This window comes from Bradyrhizobium sp. (assembly GCF_050014615.1).
Classification (GTDB): Bacteria; Pseudomonadota; Alphaproteobacteria; order Rhizobiales; family Xanthobacteraceae; genus Bradyrhizobium.
Genome location: NZ_JBEKCZ010000022.1, coordinates 1 through 15,897 on the forward strand (window position 1 = coordinate 1; position 15,897 = coordinate 15,897).

Here is a 15,897-nt window from a genome sequence, read left to right on the forward strand (position 1 = left end):
GGATGACATGCCGTGGTCGGTCAAGATGCCAAACGAAAGGAGTTGCATTAGATAGATCGGGTAGCTGAACCGGCCGATGATATCGTCGGTGAAACCGCCGGGGAAGGGCGGTCTGGCGGCGGAAACGAAGGCTGGACGACGCAGGGTGCTTGAGCACTTCCGCGCTGATCACGGTGATAAGCCGCACGCCACGAGTCAGGCGCCGCACATGCAAGCGGTGATGCTGCAGATCGACGGCTCCGCCAACGCCAAACGCAACTGGCTCAAGCATGTCGCTGGCATGTTCATATTCGCCGAGGAAACCGGCTTGCGCGTCGATAACCCCTGTCGCGGTTTCAAGCGACCGAAGCCGCCGAAGACGGACGGCTTCCATAGCTGGACCGATGGCGAGATCGCGCAATATCGCGCCTATTGGAGGTACGGGACGATGCAGCGCCTTGTCATGGAATTGGCGGTCGAGACATCGGCTCGCCGTGGCGATGTTACCCGGCTCGGCCCCGAGCACCTGAGCAACGGGCGATTTGAGTTTCAGCACAACAAGAATGGCGTCGATGTCTCGTTCCCGGTGTCGGCAGAGTTGCAGGCGGCTATCGGCGCCATGCCCAACACCAACCAGTCGACCTTCCTACACACGAAGGCTGGTGAGGCGCGATCCGCAAAGGCGCTCGGCAATGACTTCCGTGAATGGTGCGACAAGGCCAAGCTGCCGGATCATTGCGGTATGCACGGCTTGCGCAAAGGCTGTCTGCGCATCATGGCAGAAGCCGGATGCAACATTTTGGAGCTGCAATCACGCAGCGGTCATCTCACTTTGAGCGAGCTGCAAAAGTACATCGACAAGGCCGACAAACGTTTCGCGGCAGATCGTGCCGCTGAGAAGGTTATCGAGCACAAGGCGAAGCAAGAAACTGGACGGAAAATCGCAGCCTGATTGTCTAACTTTTTTAGGAAGACTGTCTAACCGGCCGTAAGCCATTGAGATTATAGCGTATTGGCGATCCCAGCAGGATTCGAACCTGCAACCCACGGAGTAGAAATCCGTTACTCTATCCAGTTGAGCTATGGGACCGTAACTTCTGAACACCAAGCCTTAGCGAACCAGGCTTTTAAGAACCAAGCCTTCATAGCATTGCCAATATGAAAAATCCGCTTCCCGGCCAAGCCCGTTCCGAACCATTTTCGGCGATCGGGCGACCAAGCGAGGCGGTGGACCGTTGCATCAGGTCGGCCCGCAACGCAATGATATCTGCCACGGCCGACAGGCGGCCGGTGGCCCGGATTTGTCACCGTCGTGTCGCATGCGACTTTTTCGCTATCCCGTTCCGCGGCCATGAGTCCGTCACCTTTTAGCGCACTTCTATTCGCCACGCGGCGTTCGTCCGCGTCAGGGAGCTCCACATGATTGGTTTGGTTCGCGCCGCGACACTTTGCGCCACGCTGGCGTTCGGCCTGGTCACAGCCCAGGCGGCCGACAAGGCCTTCAAACGCGACGATCTGGCCGATTCGGCGATCAAGCTGGAGGCCCAGATCAAGAGCGAGGCGGGTCCGGTCGCCAAGTCAGGGGCGAATTTGCGAACCGATGCCGACGCCGCCTTCAAACGCAGCGATTTCCGGAGCGGCCTGCAGATCCTGGGGCAAATCGCCGCCACCACGCCGGATGACAGCGCCAACTGGCTGCGGCTGGCCCGCACCATTTTCCAGATTCGCCCCTCCAACAGCAGCGAACAGACCTTCCTTTTGGAGCGCGCCTCGACTGCGGCCTACATCGCCTATCAACGTGCCGCCAATGCCGGCGATGAGGCGGACGCGCTCGCCGTGCTCGGTCGCGCGCTGTCCGAGCGCAAGCTGTGGCGCCCGGCGCTCGATGTGCTGCGGCTGTCGCTCGATCAGCGCGAGGTCGCCGATGTGCGCGGCCAGTATGAAAAAATGCGCGACGAACACGGTTTCCGGCTGCTGGATTATACCGTCGATTCCGACTCGGCCTCGCCGCGGGCCTGTTTCCAGTTCTCCGAGGACCTCGCCAAGCGCACCGATTTCGCGCCGTTCCTGGCGTTGGCGGGCAGCGACAAGCCGGCCCTGTCGTCGGAAGCAAAGCAGCTTTGCGTCGACGGGCTTAAACACGGCGAACGCTACAACATCAATCTGCGCGCCGGGCTGCCGTCCACCGTGAAGGAAACCCTGCCGAAATCGGCTGAATTCAACATCTATGTGCGTGACCGCAAACCGTTCGTCCGCTTTACCGGCCGCGCCTATGTGCTGCCGCGTACCGGCCAGCGCGGCATTCCCCTGGTCAGCGTCAATACGCCGGCGGTGACGGTCGACGTATTCCGGATCGGGGACCGCAACCTGATCAATACCGTGATTGACAGCGACTTTCAGCAGAGTCTCAGCAAATATCAGCTTTCCAGCCTCGGCGATGAGCGCGGCGTCAAGGTCTGGTCCGGGGAGATGGCGACCGCGACCACGCTCAACCAGGACGTCACCACGGCGTTTCCGGTCGATCAGGCGATCGGCGATTTGCAGCCGGGCGTTTACGTCATGACCGCGGCCCCCAAGGGGCCGGGCAGCGACGATGACGGTTCGCTGGCAACCCAGTGGTTCATCGTTTCGGATCTGGGCCTCACGGCATTTTCGGGCAATGACGGCATCCATGTCTTCGTCAATTCGCTGGCATCGACGGAGGCGGTTGCCAAGGCCGAGGTGCGGCTGGTCGCGCGCAACAACGAGATTCTGGCGACCCGCAAAACTGACGATTCCGGTCACGTGTTGTTCGAGGCTGGCCTTGCGCGCGGCGAGGGCGGTCTTTCGCCGGCGCTTTTGACCGTCACCAGTGAGAAGGCCGACTATGCCTTTCTCAGCCTGAAGTCCAATGCCTTCGATCTCAGCGATCGCGGCGTGTCCGGCCGCGCCGTGCCTGCGGGCGCCGATGCCTTTGTCTATGCCGAACGCGGCGTCTATCGCTCCAACGAGACGGTGTATCTGACCGCACTGCTGCGCGACGGCCAGGGCAATGCCTTGACCGGTGGGCCGCTGACGCTGGTGATCGAGCGTCCCGACGGCGTCGAGTTCCGCCGTGCAGTCCTGACCGATCAGGGCGCGGGCGGCAGAACGCTGGCGGTATTGCTCAATTCCGCGGTTCCGACCGGGACCTGGCGGGTGCGGGCCTTCACCGATCCGAAGGCCTCCGCGGTGGGCGAAACCACCTTCATGGTCGAGGATTACATCCCCGAGCGGATCGAATTCGACTTATCAGCGAAGGATAAGCAGATCAAAGCTGATCTTCCTGTAGAACTTAAAGTGGACGGCCATTTTCTGTATGGCGCGCCGGCCTCGGGCTTGCAGCTCGAGGGCGACATGCTGGTCGCCCCGGCGGCGGAACGGCCGGGTTTTGCCGGCTACCAGTTCGGCGTCGCTGACGAGGAAACCGCCAGCAACGAACGCACGCCGATCGAGAATCTGCCGGAAGCCGATGCCAATGGTGTTGCGACCTTCCCGGTCGGCCTGCCCAAGCCGCCGTCCTCGACGCGACCGCAGGAAGCCCAGATATTCATTCGGATGGCGGAAGCCGGCGGCCGCGCGGTCGAGCGTAAACTGGTGCTGCCGGTCGCGCCCGCCACCACGATGATCGGCGTCAAGCCTCTGTTCAGCGACAAGAGCGTCGCGGAAGGCGACAAGGCCGGTTTCGACGTGGTGTTCGTCGCGCCCGACGGTAAGCCGCTGGCACGCGATGGCCTGCGCTATGAGTTGTTGAAGATCGAATCCCGTTATCAGTGGTACCGCCAGAGTTCGTCCTGGGACTATGAGCCGGTCAAATCGACCAGCCGCGTCGCCGATGGCGATCTGACGGTTGCCGCCGACAAGCCGTCGCGCATCACGCTGTCGCCGCAGCCCGGCCGCTATCGCCTCGACGTCAAATCGACCGATGCCGATGGGCCGCTGACGTCGGTGCAGTTCGATGTCGGCTGGTATTCCGATGGGAGCGCCGATACGCCCGATCTTTTGGAAACCTCCGTCGACAAGCCTGAGTATCAGTCCGGCGACACCATGGTGGTTTCAGTCAACGCCCGCTCCGCCGGCAAGCTGACCATCAACGTGCTGGGCGACCGGCTGCTGACCACCCAGTCCACCGACGTCAAGGAGGGCACCGCGCAGGTCAAGATTCCCGTCGGCAAGGATTGGGGCACCGGCGCCTATGTGGTGGCGACGCTGCGCCGTCCGCTTGATGCCGCGGCTCTGCGGATGCCCGGCCGGGCGATTGGGCTGAAATGGTTCGGCATCGACAAGAAGACCCGCACGCTGGAGGTCAAGCTTTCGCCGCCGGCTCTGGTGCGTCCGAACACCACCCTGAAATTGCCGGTCAAATTGGGCGGATTAAGCCCAGGCGAAGACGCCAAGATCGTCGTCGCCGCCGTCGACGTCGGCATTCTCAATTTGACCAATTACAAGCCGCCGGCGCCGGATGACTACTATCTCGGCCAGCGCCGCATGACGTCGGAAATCCGCGATCTCTATGGGCAATTGATCGACGGCATGCAGGGCACCCGCGGTCAGCTCAAGACCGGCGGCGATGGCGCCGGCGCGGAATTACAAGGCAGTCCGCCGACCCAGAAGCCGCTGGCGCTATATTCCGGCATCGTCACCGTCGCAGCCGACGGCATCGCCGAAATCAGCTTCGATATTCCGGAGTTCGCCGGCACGGCCCGGGTGATGGCGGTGGCTTGGACCGCGACCAAACTCGGTCGCGCCACGTCAGATGTGACGGTGCGCGATCCCGTGGTGCTGACGGCGACGCTGCCGCGCTTCCTGCTCAATGGCGATCACGGCACCATGAGTTTCGATCTCGACAACGTCGAGGGCGCACCCGGAGATTACACCGTCAACGTCACGGCGTCGGGACCGGTGAAGGTCTCCGGCAATCCCTCAACGACCGTGAAGCTGGCTGCGAAACAGCGAACCTCGATGTCGCTGGCGCTCGATGCCAGCTATGCCGGAACCGCGCAGTTCGATGTCGGTATCAAGGGACCCAACGGCCTGACGCTGGCGCGGCATTATGCGCTCGACGTCAAGCCTGCGACGCAAATCCTGGCGCGCCGCTCGATCCGGACACTGGCCAAGGGCGAGAGCCTGACCCTGACCTCCGATATGTTCTCGGATCTGGTGCAGGGCACCGGTGGCGTCTCGCTGTCCGTCAGCCTGTCGACGGCGCTCGATGCCGCCACCATCCTCAAAGCGCTGGATCGATATCCGCATGGCTGTTCGGAACAGATCACCAGCCGCGCCATGCCGCTGCTCTATGTCAACGATCTGGCGGCCGGTGCTCATCTCGCGATGGATACCGAGGTCGATCAGCGCATCAAGGACGCCATCGATCGGCTGCTGGCGCGGCAAGGTTCGAACGGGTCGTTCGGACTGTGGTCGGCCGGTGGCGATGACGCCTGGCTCGACGCCTATGTCACGGACTTCCTGACCCGCGCCCGCGAAAAGGGATTTGCGGTGCCGGATGTGCTGTTCAAGAGCGCGCTCGACCGGATCCGCAATTCCGTCGTCAATGCCAACGAGCCCGAAAAGGACGGCGGGCGGAATCTCGCTTATGGGCTCTACGTGCTGGCCCGCAACGGAACTGCTCCGATCGGGGACCTGCGTTATCTCGCCGATACCAAGCTGAACAATCTGGCGACCCCGATTGCGAAATCGCAATTGGCGGCGGCGCTGGCGCTGGTCGGCGACAAGGGCAGGGCGGAGCGGGTCTATGCCGCGGCCCTCGAAAGCCTGACGCCGAAACCGGTGCTGGAGTTTGGCCGGGTCGATTACGGCAGCGCCTTGCGCGATGCCGCGGCCCTGGTTTCGCTGGCCAGCGAAGGCAACGCGCCGCGCGCGACGCTGACGCAGGCGGTCGCGCGCGTCGAAGTGGCGCGCGGGCTGACGCCCTACACCTCGACCCAGGAAAATGCCTGGCTGGTGCTGGCGTCACGCGCGCTGTCGAAGGAAACCATGGCGCTCGATATCGATGGCGCTCCGATCAAGACCGCGCTTTATCGCAGCTACAAGGCGGCCGAGATGGCGGGCAAGCCGATCAAGATCACCAATACCGGCGATGCGCCGGTGCAGGCAGTGGTTTCCGTGAGCGGCGCGCCGGTCACACCCGAGCCCGCCGCATCGAACGGCTTCAAGATCGAGCGCAATTATTTCACGCTCGATGGCAAGCCGGCCGATGTGTCGAAAGCCAGGCAGAACGACCGCTTCGCCGTGGTGCTGAAGATCACCGAGGCCAAGCCGGAATACGGTCACATCATGGTGTCGGATTATCTGCCGGCCGGTCTCGAGATCGACAATCCGCATCTGGTCTCGTCAGGTGAAACCGGCACGCTGGACTGGATCGAGGACGGCGAGGAGCCTGAGAATACCGAATTCCGCGATGACCGCTTTACCGCCGCGATCGATCGCGCCAGCGACGACAAGGCTGTGTTCACAGTCGCCTATGTGGTGCGCGCGGTATCTCCCGGCAAATATGTGCTGCCGCAGGCCTATGTCGAGGACATGTATAACCCCTCGCGCTATGGCCGCTCCGGCACCGGCTCGGTCGAGGTGCGTCCGGCCAAATGAGCGCAACGAGCGCCATAATACCGGTTGTACGCCGCCAGCGCCGCTGGCGACGGCTTAGGCTGGCAGGGGCGGTGTCCGTCGCGGCCGGCTTGTTCCTGATCGGCTCGTTCGCCGCATGGGTGGTCTCGCTGGGGCCATTGCCGCTGGCGCAGGCCCGGCAGGTCTCCACGACGGTGGTCGATCGCAACGGCAAGCTGCTGCGCGCCTATGCGATGACCGACGGCCGCTGGCGGTTGCCGGTCGATGCGAAGACCAATGTCGATCCGGGCTACCTCAAGCTGCTGATCGCTTACGAGGACCGACGCTTCCGGTTTCATGCCGGCGTCGATCCGTTTGCGCTCGGCCGCGCCGCGCTTCAACTCGTCACCCGCGGCCACATCGTCTCCGGTGGCTCCACCATCACGATGCAGCTGGCGCGGCTGATGGAGCCGCGGCGGGAGCGGTCGGTGTATGCCAAGCTGCGGCAGATGGTGCGCGCGCTCGAAATCGAGCGGCAACTGACCAAAGACCAGATACTCGATCTGTATCTGGCGCTGGCGCCGTATGGCGGCAATCTCGAGGGCATTCGCGCGGCCTCGATCGCCTATTTCGGCAAGGAGCCGAAACGGTTGTCGCTGGCGGAATCGGCGCTGTTGGTGGCCCTGCCGCAATCGCCGGAAAACCGACGGCTGGACCGTTATCCCGACGTCGCACATGCGGCGCGCGACCGCGTGCTCGATCGCATGGTGGAAGACGGCCACGTGTCCGCAGAAGACGCGGCTCAGGCCAAGGAAGTGCCGGTGCCGCGGCTGCGCAAACCGATGCCCATTCTCGCCCCGCACTCCGCCGATCAGGCCGTCGCGACCGTGAAAGATATGCCGTTGATCAGGCTGACGCTGGATTCCGGCCTGCAAAAAAATCTCGAAGCCCTGGCGCGCGACCGCGCGATCGCGCTCGGCCCGAATATTTCCGTGGCCATCATCGCGGTGGACAATGACAGCGCTGACGTGCTGGCCCGGGTCGGCTCGCCGGATTATTTCGATGACCGGCGTGCAGGGCAGGTCGACATGACCCGGGCCGTGCGCTCGCCGGGATCGACGCTGAAGCCGTTTATCTATGGCCTGGCGTTCGAGGATGGCTTCGTTCACCCGGAAAGTCTGATCGATGATCGGCCGATCCGCTTTGGCTCTTACGCGCCGGAAAATTTCGACATGACCTTTCAGGGCACGGTGCCGGTGCGCAAGGCGCTGCAGATGTCGCTGAACGTGCCGGCCATTGCGCTGCTCGATCGCGTCGGCGCGAGCCGGCTGTCGTCCCGGCTGAAACAGGCCGGAGCCAATCTGGTATTGCCGAAAGACGAAGCGCCGGGGCTAGCGATGGGTCTCGGCGGCGTCGGCATCACCTTGCAGGATCTGGTGCAACTCTATGGCGGGCTGGCGCGGCTCGGCAGCACCCGGCCGCTGCGCGAGGTCATGTCTGCGAACGACGCGGCCCGCGAATCCCTGCGGCTGATGGACCCTGTCGCAGCGTGGCAGGTCGGCAATGTGCTGATCGGGACGCCGCCGCCGGAGAACGCCGTGCATAACCGCATCGCCTTCAAGACCGGCACCAGCTATGGCTACCGCGATGCGTGGTCGATCGGCTTCGACGGCCGCATCACCATCGGGGTCTGGGTCGGACGACCCGATGGTGCACCCGCGCCAGGTATTGTCGGCCGCACCGCCGCGGCGCCGATCCTGTTCGATGCCTTCGCCCGCACTGGAAAACTGCCGGTGCCGCTGCCGAAGCCGCCGAAGGGAACGCTGGTTGCGAGCAACGCCAAGCTTCCGCTGCCGCTGCGCCGATTTCGGCCGGTGGGAGAACTGGTCCGGACCGGCGGCGAGCAGGCGCCGCACATCCAGTTTCCGCTGAACGGCTCGCGGATCGATGCCGCGGGCTTGGACGGTGCGCCATTTTCCGCGATGCCGGTTAAGGTCGCCGGCGGCGTGCTTCCGATGACAATGCTCGTCAACGGTGTAGCGGTGGGTGAAATCGACGGCCGCCGCCAGCGCCTGGTCGATCCGCCCGGCCCGGGCTTTGCCAGGCTGACCGTGATCGATGCCACGGGCGCCGCGGACACAGTCGTGGTAAGAATTCAGTAGCGGCGCGCTAACCGGTTGTCCGGATGGTGGTTTCGGCGTATGCGAAACCAATGGCCGAAACCTATGCCCGACCCCGATTTGGAGCACCGCGTGAGCCGAAAAACCGGGTAAATCCGGGCAACAGGCTTGTCTACGTGATCGATTTTGTGACGGGCAGTCATGTCCGGGCGATCGCGTTTTTGGCCTTGTGCGGGTTTTTGTTGTTCCTGCCCGGATTTTTCAACATTCCGCCGATCGATCGCGACGAAGCACGGTTCGCGCAGGCGACCAAACAAATGGTCGAGACCGGCGATTTCGTCGACATCCGCTTCCAGGACGAGGTGCGCTACAAGAAGCCGGTCGGCATCTATTGGATGCAGGCGGCCGCGGTTGAAACCGCATCAATGTTGGGGCTGCCGCGGGCGCAGGTTCGCGTTTGGCTATACCGCGTTCCCTCCCTGATCGGCGCGATCGGGGCTGTGCTTTTGACTTACTGGACGGCGCTGGCGTTTGTCACCCGGCGCGGCGCGGTACTGGCGGCGCTCATGCTGTGCAGTTCGGTCCTGCTCGGCGTCGAAGCGCGGCTTGCCAAAACCGATGCGATGCTGCTGCTGACAGTCGTTGCGGCGATGGGCGCACTGGCGCGGGTCTATCTGTCCTGGCAGCGCGGCGAGGATCCCGCGCATCCGCCGTGGACGTGGCCGGCGATCTTCTGGACCGCGCTCGCGGGCGGCATCCTGCTCAAGGGGCCGCTGATCCTGATGTTCGTGGTGCTGACGATCGCCACGCTGGCGATCCTCGACCGCTCGGCGGCGTGGCTTTGGCGCCTGCGGCCGATATGGGGCCTGATGTGGATGCTGGTCCTGGTGCTGCCCTGGTTCGTCGCGATCTTCTGGCGCGCCGGCGAAGCCTTCTTTTCGGATTCGCTCGGCGGCGACATGTTGAGCAAGCTTTCGGCGCAGGAATCTCACGGCGCACCACCTGGGGTCTATCTGCTGCTGTTCTGGGTGACGTTTTGGCCGGGCGCGCCGCTGGCGGGAATGGCGGTGCCGGCGGTCTGGCGGGCGCGGCGAGAACCCGCGGCGCAGTTCCTGCTGGCCTGGTTGGTTCCTTCCTGGATCGTGTTCGAACTGGTGCTGACCAAACTGCCGCATTATGTGCTGCCGCTCTATCCGGCGATCGCCATCCTGACGGTCGGCGCATTGGAGCGTCGTGTGCTGTCGCGATCATGGCTGATGCGCGGCGCGGCCTGGTGGTTCGTCATTCCTGCCCTGACGTCTGTCGTTGCCGTGGTCGGAGCGGTCACGCTGACGCGCCAGCCGGTATTTCTGGCATGGCCGTTCGTGGCGGCGGCGCTGATTTTCGGACTGTTCGCGTGGTGGCTCTATGACGACAATCGCGCCGAACGCTCGCTGCTGACCGCCGTGGTGTCCGCGATGTTCCTGGCTGTCGCCATCTACGGCGTCGTGGTGCCGGCCCTGACGCCGCTGTTCCCGAGCGCCGAGATTGCGCGGGCGCTGCGCAACGTCGTCTGTGTCGGACCGAAAGCCGCCGCGGCAGGCTTTCACGAGCCCAGTCTGGTCTTCATGACCGATACCTCGACGCTGCTGACGGATGGATCGGGGGCCGCGGATTTCCTTGGACAAGGCAGTTGCAGATTTGCGCTGGTGGAGCAGCGCTCGGAGCGCGGATTTGCGCAGCGCGCCGAAGCGATCGGGTTGCGTTACGATGTTGCCGCCCGTGTCGACGGCTATAACATTTCACAGGGCAGGGCGATTTCCATCGCCATCTTCCGCTCCGAAGGCACGGAGTAATATGTCAGCTCCAACCGGCGTCAGCGAAGCTTCGCATTATTTCTTACAAGTGTTCGATGGGGCGCGGCGCTCGTTCGCCGGGCTTGTGCGTGCGCCATCGTCACCGCGGTGCGCCGAGGCGGCCGCCAGGTTATGGAGGCACGTCGCCTTGCTGCTCGCCATCGGCGCATTGGTCGTCGTTGGATTGATGGTTTTCGTGGATGCGTGGGAGATCAACCTGATGCCGCCGCGCGGAGCCGCGAGCCTTTGGCCGGCGCGCTTGCTGACCGATTTCGGGAAGGACGCCTATGTGATCGGAGCGCTCGGGTTGGCGCTGGCGATCGTCGCGCTGGTTTTGCCGCGATCGCGGGCGAATTTTCGCTCGCGTTTGCTCGGCTTCGGAACGCGGGTCGAATATCTGTTTTTTGCGGTGCTGGTTCCGGTGCTCGCGGGCGAGGTCATCAAATGGATCGTAGGGCGTGGCCGGCCGTTCGTGGGGGGCAAAGCCGATGTCTTCAACTTCGTTCCCTTCAATGGGACCGAAGCGCATTTCAGTTTCCCGTCCGCGCATTCGATCACGGCGTTTGCGCTGGCCTTTGCGGTTGGTGCGCTCTGGCCGCGGGCGCGGGTGGCGATGTTCTTCTATGCCGTCGTGATCATATCCACACGCCTGGTGCTGCTGGCGCATCATCCGAGCGACGTCACCGCCGGGGCGATCATCGGGTTGGTCGGCGCTATGGCCGTGCAATACTGGTTCGCCGTGCGCGAGCTCGGCTTCGCCATTCGCGGCGATGGGGAAATCGTCCCGTTTTCAAGACATTAACCGGGTGTCTTAAAAGGGTTGCCCGCGGCCCGCTGGCCCCATAAGAAGCGCACGTCACGCTGGCCGGACGGCGCTCGCTTGCCGGCTAACTCAAACCATGAGCCCTGATTTGCCGTCCTCCGACACCGCCGTGGCCGTCTCCATCGTTGTTCCCGTACGCAACGAGGCCGAGAACGTGGCGCCGCTGATCGCCGAGATCGCCGCCGCCCTCGACGGTCGGTGGGTCTATGAAATCATCTATGTCAATGACGGCTCGACCGATGCGACGGCTGAGCGGCTGATGGCGATCATGAAGCAGCGTGGAAATCTGCGCCAGATCCGCCACGCGGCCTCCTCAGGCCAGTCCGCGGCGGTGCGCAGCGGGGTCCGCGCCGCGCGCGGCACCATCGTGGCGACGCTCGATGGCGACGGGCAAAACAATCCGGCGTTTCTGCCGGATTTGATTGCGGCGATCGAAAACGGCGGTGAACGCGTGGGGCTTGCCGCTGGCCAGCGGGTCGGGCGCAAGGATACCGGGTTCAAGAAAATCCAGTCGCGCATTGCCAACGGGGTGCGCAACGGCATCCTGCGCGATGGTACCCGGGATACCGGCTGCGGTCTGAAAGCGTTCCGGCGCGACGTGTTCCTGACGCTGCCTTACTTCGACGGGCTGCATCGCTTTCTGCCGGCGCTGGTGCGCCGCGAAGGGTTTGAGATCGCCTATGTCGAAGTGACCGACCGGCCGCGTCATTCGGGCGTATCGAATTATGGGTTCTTTGACCGGCTCTGGATCGGGATCATGGATCTGGCCGGGGTGTGGTGGCTGATCCGCCGCAAGAAGCCGACGCCTGTCGCAACCGAGGTGCAGTGATGTTGATCCAGTACGGGCAGGCCCTTGGCGATTATCTGTACGATGTTTTCGTCGCCAAGTTCGATTTTTGGCTCGCTTTCGGTCTGATCGCACAATTGTTCTTCACGGCGCGCTTTCTGGTGCAGTGGATTTCGAGCGAGCGCGCCGGGCAAAGCGTAGTACCGATGGCGTTCTGGTTTTTCTCGATGGGCGGCGGATTGATGACGCTGGTCTACGGCGTCGTCAAACGCGAACCCGTGATCATCCTCGGGCAGGCGCTGGCCACCGTCATCTATATCCGCAATATCATGTTGATCCTGAAGAACCGCGCGAGCGGATCGAAAACGCTGGATCGCTAACCGCCGGCGACCCGCGCCGCACGGCAACTGGTCCACGCGCTGTACTGCCGGGCCGATCATTGAGCGTGACGCAGCTCACAAGATAGCTTGTCCATTCTATGATAGCCTGTTCGGCGGCGGGTCTGCCCAAACAAGCTTGTGATGGATCATGGCATGAAGTGCGCTCGCGCGATCGTGGCGATCATTTTCGTGGCAGCCGCATCGCTATTCCATCATCCCGCATTGGCCCAACGCGGTAACGCCGTCGACACACTCGCCGCGCAAATGAATCAGGCTCTCGAGGCCGGACGCTATCCGGAAGGGCTCGCGCTGGCGCAGAAGCTTGAAGGTCTGGTCCGCCGGCAGCAGGGCACCGACAACATGAATTATGCGGGCGTGCTGCATAATGAGGGCATGTTCCAGTACAATCTCGGCCGATATCAGGAGGCGCTGGAAAAGCTCAATGCCGCGCTGGCGATCAAGCTGCGGCACAACGATCCGGCGTCGACGCTGCGCACGTCCAACATTCTTGTTGCGACGCTGTCGCTGCTGGGTCGCCGCGAGGAAGCGTCGGCAGTGGCGCAACGAGCTATGGCGATTGGCACCCAGGCGTTTGGTCCGGACGACCCGCGGCTCAGCGACACGCTGATGGCGCTCGGCGGCCTGGCGCGCGATCAGGAGAATTACAGCGAGGCGGAGGGCTATTTCGAGCGAGCGCTGACGGGGTTGCAACAACTCCCGAACGCACGGCCCTTCGAGGTCGCCACCGCGATGGACGATCTCGGTGACCTCTACGGATTGGAGGGCCGTTTCGACGACGGCGAGCGGCTGCTTAAACAAGGACTGAAACTGCTCGAGCAGGCCTACGGTGCCAACGTCCAGAATGCGCTGAACTACGACAAGATTCTGAACGATATGGGCAACCTCTACAAGGACGCCGGGCGCTTGCCCGAAGCCGAGGCGGCGCTCAACCGCGCCATCGCGGCCGGACGGGCCATAAGCGGTGAAGACCACCCCAATGTGGCGTCGGGGATGGGTAACCTCGCCGTCGTGCTGGAACATCAATCGCGGTTCGCTGAAGCCGAGACTTTCTACAAACGTGCGCTCGCGATCGACGAAAAGGTGTTCGGGCCTAACCATCCGGTTACCGCCGTTGGGCTGAATAATATCGCCAATCTCTATGCCGATCAGGGCCGCTCGCAGGATGCCGCGGGCCTGCAACAGCGCGTGCTTGCGATCTATGAGAAGCTCTTCGGCCCCGATAGTCCCGACGTCGGCCGCAGCCTGACCAACCTGGCCAACAGCTATGTCCGGCTCGGACGCAAGGATGAGGCGCTTTCGCTCTATGAGCGTTCGCTGCGTGTCATGGAAGGCAAATTCGGCGAGAACAGCGCCCCAACCGCGCTCGCACTCAGCTCCCTCGGAAGTATGATGCAAGATAAAGGGCGCTTCGAAGAGGCTGCGCAGGACTTCGATCGCGTGCTGAAAATCGAAGAGCGTGCGCTGGGGCCGGAACATCCGCGAATCGTCACCGATCTCCGGGCTATCGCTCTTCTCGAGATCAAGACCGGAAATTTTACCGATGCGCGGCAGCGGCTTACGCGCGCGCTCTCGATCGCGCAGGCCAAATTGGGCGCAAGACAGCAGGAAACAATAGCGACCATGGTCAATCTGGCCGACGTCGACGGCCACGAGGGCAAATGGCCGGATGCTTTGGCGATGCTGCGGCGCGCTTCTGCGGCGATGAGTGAAAACGGTATAAATAATCCACAGTTCAAGCGCTTCACGGACCTCGACGTCTCATTGATCGAAGCGGTTTGGCATGTCGCGGACGGTCGACCGGATGATGCCGCCAGGAACGAGGCGTTTGGCGCGGCGCAGCGCGCCCATGAAACCCGGGCAGGAGCCGCCTTGTCGCAGATGGCGGCGCGGTTCGGCGCCGGTAATGACGCGATCTCATCCGTGGTGCGCCGGCAACAGGACCTCAAGGCCACGCTCGACAGCCTCGACCAACGCATCGCGGCCGAATTGGGCGCGCCCGATGGCAAACGCAACGACGCGCTGCTTACGAGGCTTCGCGCGGAAAGCGCGCGTGCGCGCCAGTCGTTCGATGAAACCTCGGCACAGATCGCCCGCGAGTTTCCCGCCTATGCTGAATTATCCAGCCCGGCGCCGCTGTCGGTGGTCCAGACCCAGGCCCTGCTCAAGCCCGATGAGGCGCTGGTCTCGTTCTTTGGCATGAACGACAAGAGCTACGTGTTCGCGGTAACCCGCGAGGGCAGCGTCTGGCAGCAAATTCCCCTCGGCAATAACGCCATCAGCGATCAGGTCGGCAAATTGCGCCTCGGCCTGTTCGACCCCGCACCGGATGCAACCCCGAAGCCGTTCGATCTCGACGCATCGTTTGATCTCTACTCGGCGTTGATTGGCCCGGTCGAAAGCGCCATCGCGAAGAAACCGAAACTGCTGGTGGTGCCGACGGGGGCGCTGACGAGCCTGCCGTTTCATGTGCTGGTGACCAGGAAATCGGATCCGGCGGTCGCGCCGGACGATCGCTATCGCCGGGCGGCTTGGCTGCTCAATGACAAGGCGATTACGGTGTTGCCGTCAGTGGCGAGCCTGCGTGCGCTACGGGTGTTTGCGAAGCCGTCGCACGCGACCAAACCATTCATCGGATTTGGCGATCCCCTGTTGCAGCGTTCGGGCGGCGGGAGCAAGCGCACGGCGTCGCGCAGCGTGCAGCCATATCAGTCCTATTACGACGGCAGCAGCGTCGATATCGAGCGCTTGCGCACCGGGCTGCCGGCGTTACCCGAAACGGCCGATGAACTGCGCGCCGTGGCGCATGATCTCGGCGCATCCGACGACGACGTCAAGCTCGGTGCCGCGGCCACGGTCACGCAGGTCAAGGCGACGCAGCTCGATCTATACCGGGTCATCGACTTCGCCACCCATGGTCTGATCGCCGGCGAAATCAGCGGCCTCAGTGAGCCTGCGCTTGTGCTCAGCCTGCCGGACAAACCCACTGCAGACGACGACGGCCTGCTCACGGCAAGCCGGATCGCCAAACTCAATCTTGATGCCGATTGGGCGGTGCTTTCGGCGTGCAATACGGCGGCAGGGGACAGGCCCGGCGCGGAGGGCCTTTCGGGTCTGGCGCGGGCGTTTTTCTATGCGGGGGCCCGCTCGCTCCTGGTGTCGTACTGGCCGGTGGAAACCAATGCCGCGTTCAAGCTGACGACAGGGGCCTTTGCCGCGTTACGCAGGAATCCGGAGATTGGCCGCGCCGAAGCCTTGCGGCGTTCCATTCAAGCGCTGATTGCTGACCGGTCTTCCGCGAACAACGCCGATCCGTCGACCTGGGCGCCGTTCGTGCTGGTGGGAGAAGGGGGCTAGGCGCGAAGGCGCGCTG

General features: G+C 63.5%; 7 protein-coding genes, 1 tRNA gene and 1 pseudogene. 8 read left to right on the top strand and 1 reads right to left on the bottom strand.

Annotated elements, in window-relative coordinates; genetic code table 11:
* Positions 1-76 precede the first annotated feature (76 nt).
* Entirely contained in the window at positions 77-931 is an 855-nt protein-coding gene (locus ABR948_RS05755) for a tyrosine-type recombinase/integrase (RefSeq protein WP_428114504.1), read from the top strand.
* 61 nt (positions 932-992) lie between these two features.
* Here ABR948_RS05755 and ABR948_RS05760 read toward each other — a convergent pair.
* Positions 993-1,069, bottom strand: a tRNA-Arg gene (locus ABR948_RS05760).
* Positions 1,070-1,398: 329 nt separating this feature from the next.
* Here ABR948_RS05760 and ABR948_RS05765 point away from each other — a divergent pair.
* The 7 genes and pseudogenes from ABR948_RS05765 to ABR948_RS05795 all read left to right on the top strand — a co-directional run bounded on the left by ABR948_RS05765 (position 1,399) and on the right by ABR948_RS05795 (position 15,881).
* Positions 1,399-6,603, top strand: coding sequence for an alpha-2-macroglobulin family protein (locus tag ABR948_RS05765; protein WP_428114505.1), 5,205 nt, complete (start codon positions 1,399-1,401; stop codon positions 6,601-6,603).
* The gene (pbpC, locus tag ABR948_RS05770; protein ID WP_428114507.1) at positions 6,600-8,723 is read left to right on the top strand and encodes a penicillin-binding protein 1C; all 2,124 of its coding nucleotides are present in this window, start codon (positions 6,600-6,602) and stop codon (positions 8,721-8,723) included. Before ABR948_RS05765 ends, pbpC begins: the two co-directional genes overlap by 4 nt.
* A 50-nt stretch (positions 8,724-8,773) precedes the next feature.
* Positions 8,774-10,516: an ArnT family glycosyltransferase gene (locus ABR948_RS05775; protein ID WP_428114509.1), complete on the top strand. Its 1,743-nt coding sequence runs from the start codon at positions 8,774-8,776 to the stop codon at positions 10,514-10,516.
* Position 10,517: 1 nt separating this feature from the next.
* Positions 10,518-11,362: pseudogene (locus ABR948_RS05780) on the top strand (phosphatase PAP2 family protein).
* 53 nt (positions 11,363-11,415) lie between these two features.
* Positions 11,416-12,168 carry a glycosyltransferase family 2 protein gene (locus tag ABR948_RS05785; protein ID WP_428114510.1) on the top strand — a complete coding sequence of 251 codons (753 nt, stop codon included), beginning with the start codon at positions 11,416-11,418 and terminating at the stop codon, positions 12,166-12,168.
* Complete coding sequence (locus ABR948_RS05790) at positions 12,168-12,506, top strand: lipid-A-disaccharide synthase N-terminal domain-containing protein (protein ID WP_428114512.1); 339 nt, start codon at positions 12,168-12,170, stop codon at positions 12,504-12,506. The genes ABR948_RS05785 and ABR948_RS05790 overlap by 1 nt, the downstream gene beginning before the upstream one ends.
* A 153-nt stretch (positions 12,507-12,659) precedes the next feature.
* Positions 12,660-15,881 carry a CHAT domain-containing tetratricopeptide repeat protein gene (locus tag ABR948_RS05795; protein ID WP_428114513.1) on the top strand — a complete coding sequence of 1,074 codons (3,222 nt, stop codon included), beginning with the start codon at positions 12,660-12,662 and terminating at the stop codon, positions 15,879-15,881.
* Positions 15,882-15,897 lie beyond the last annotated feature (16 nt).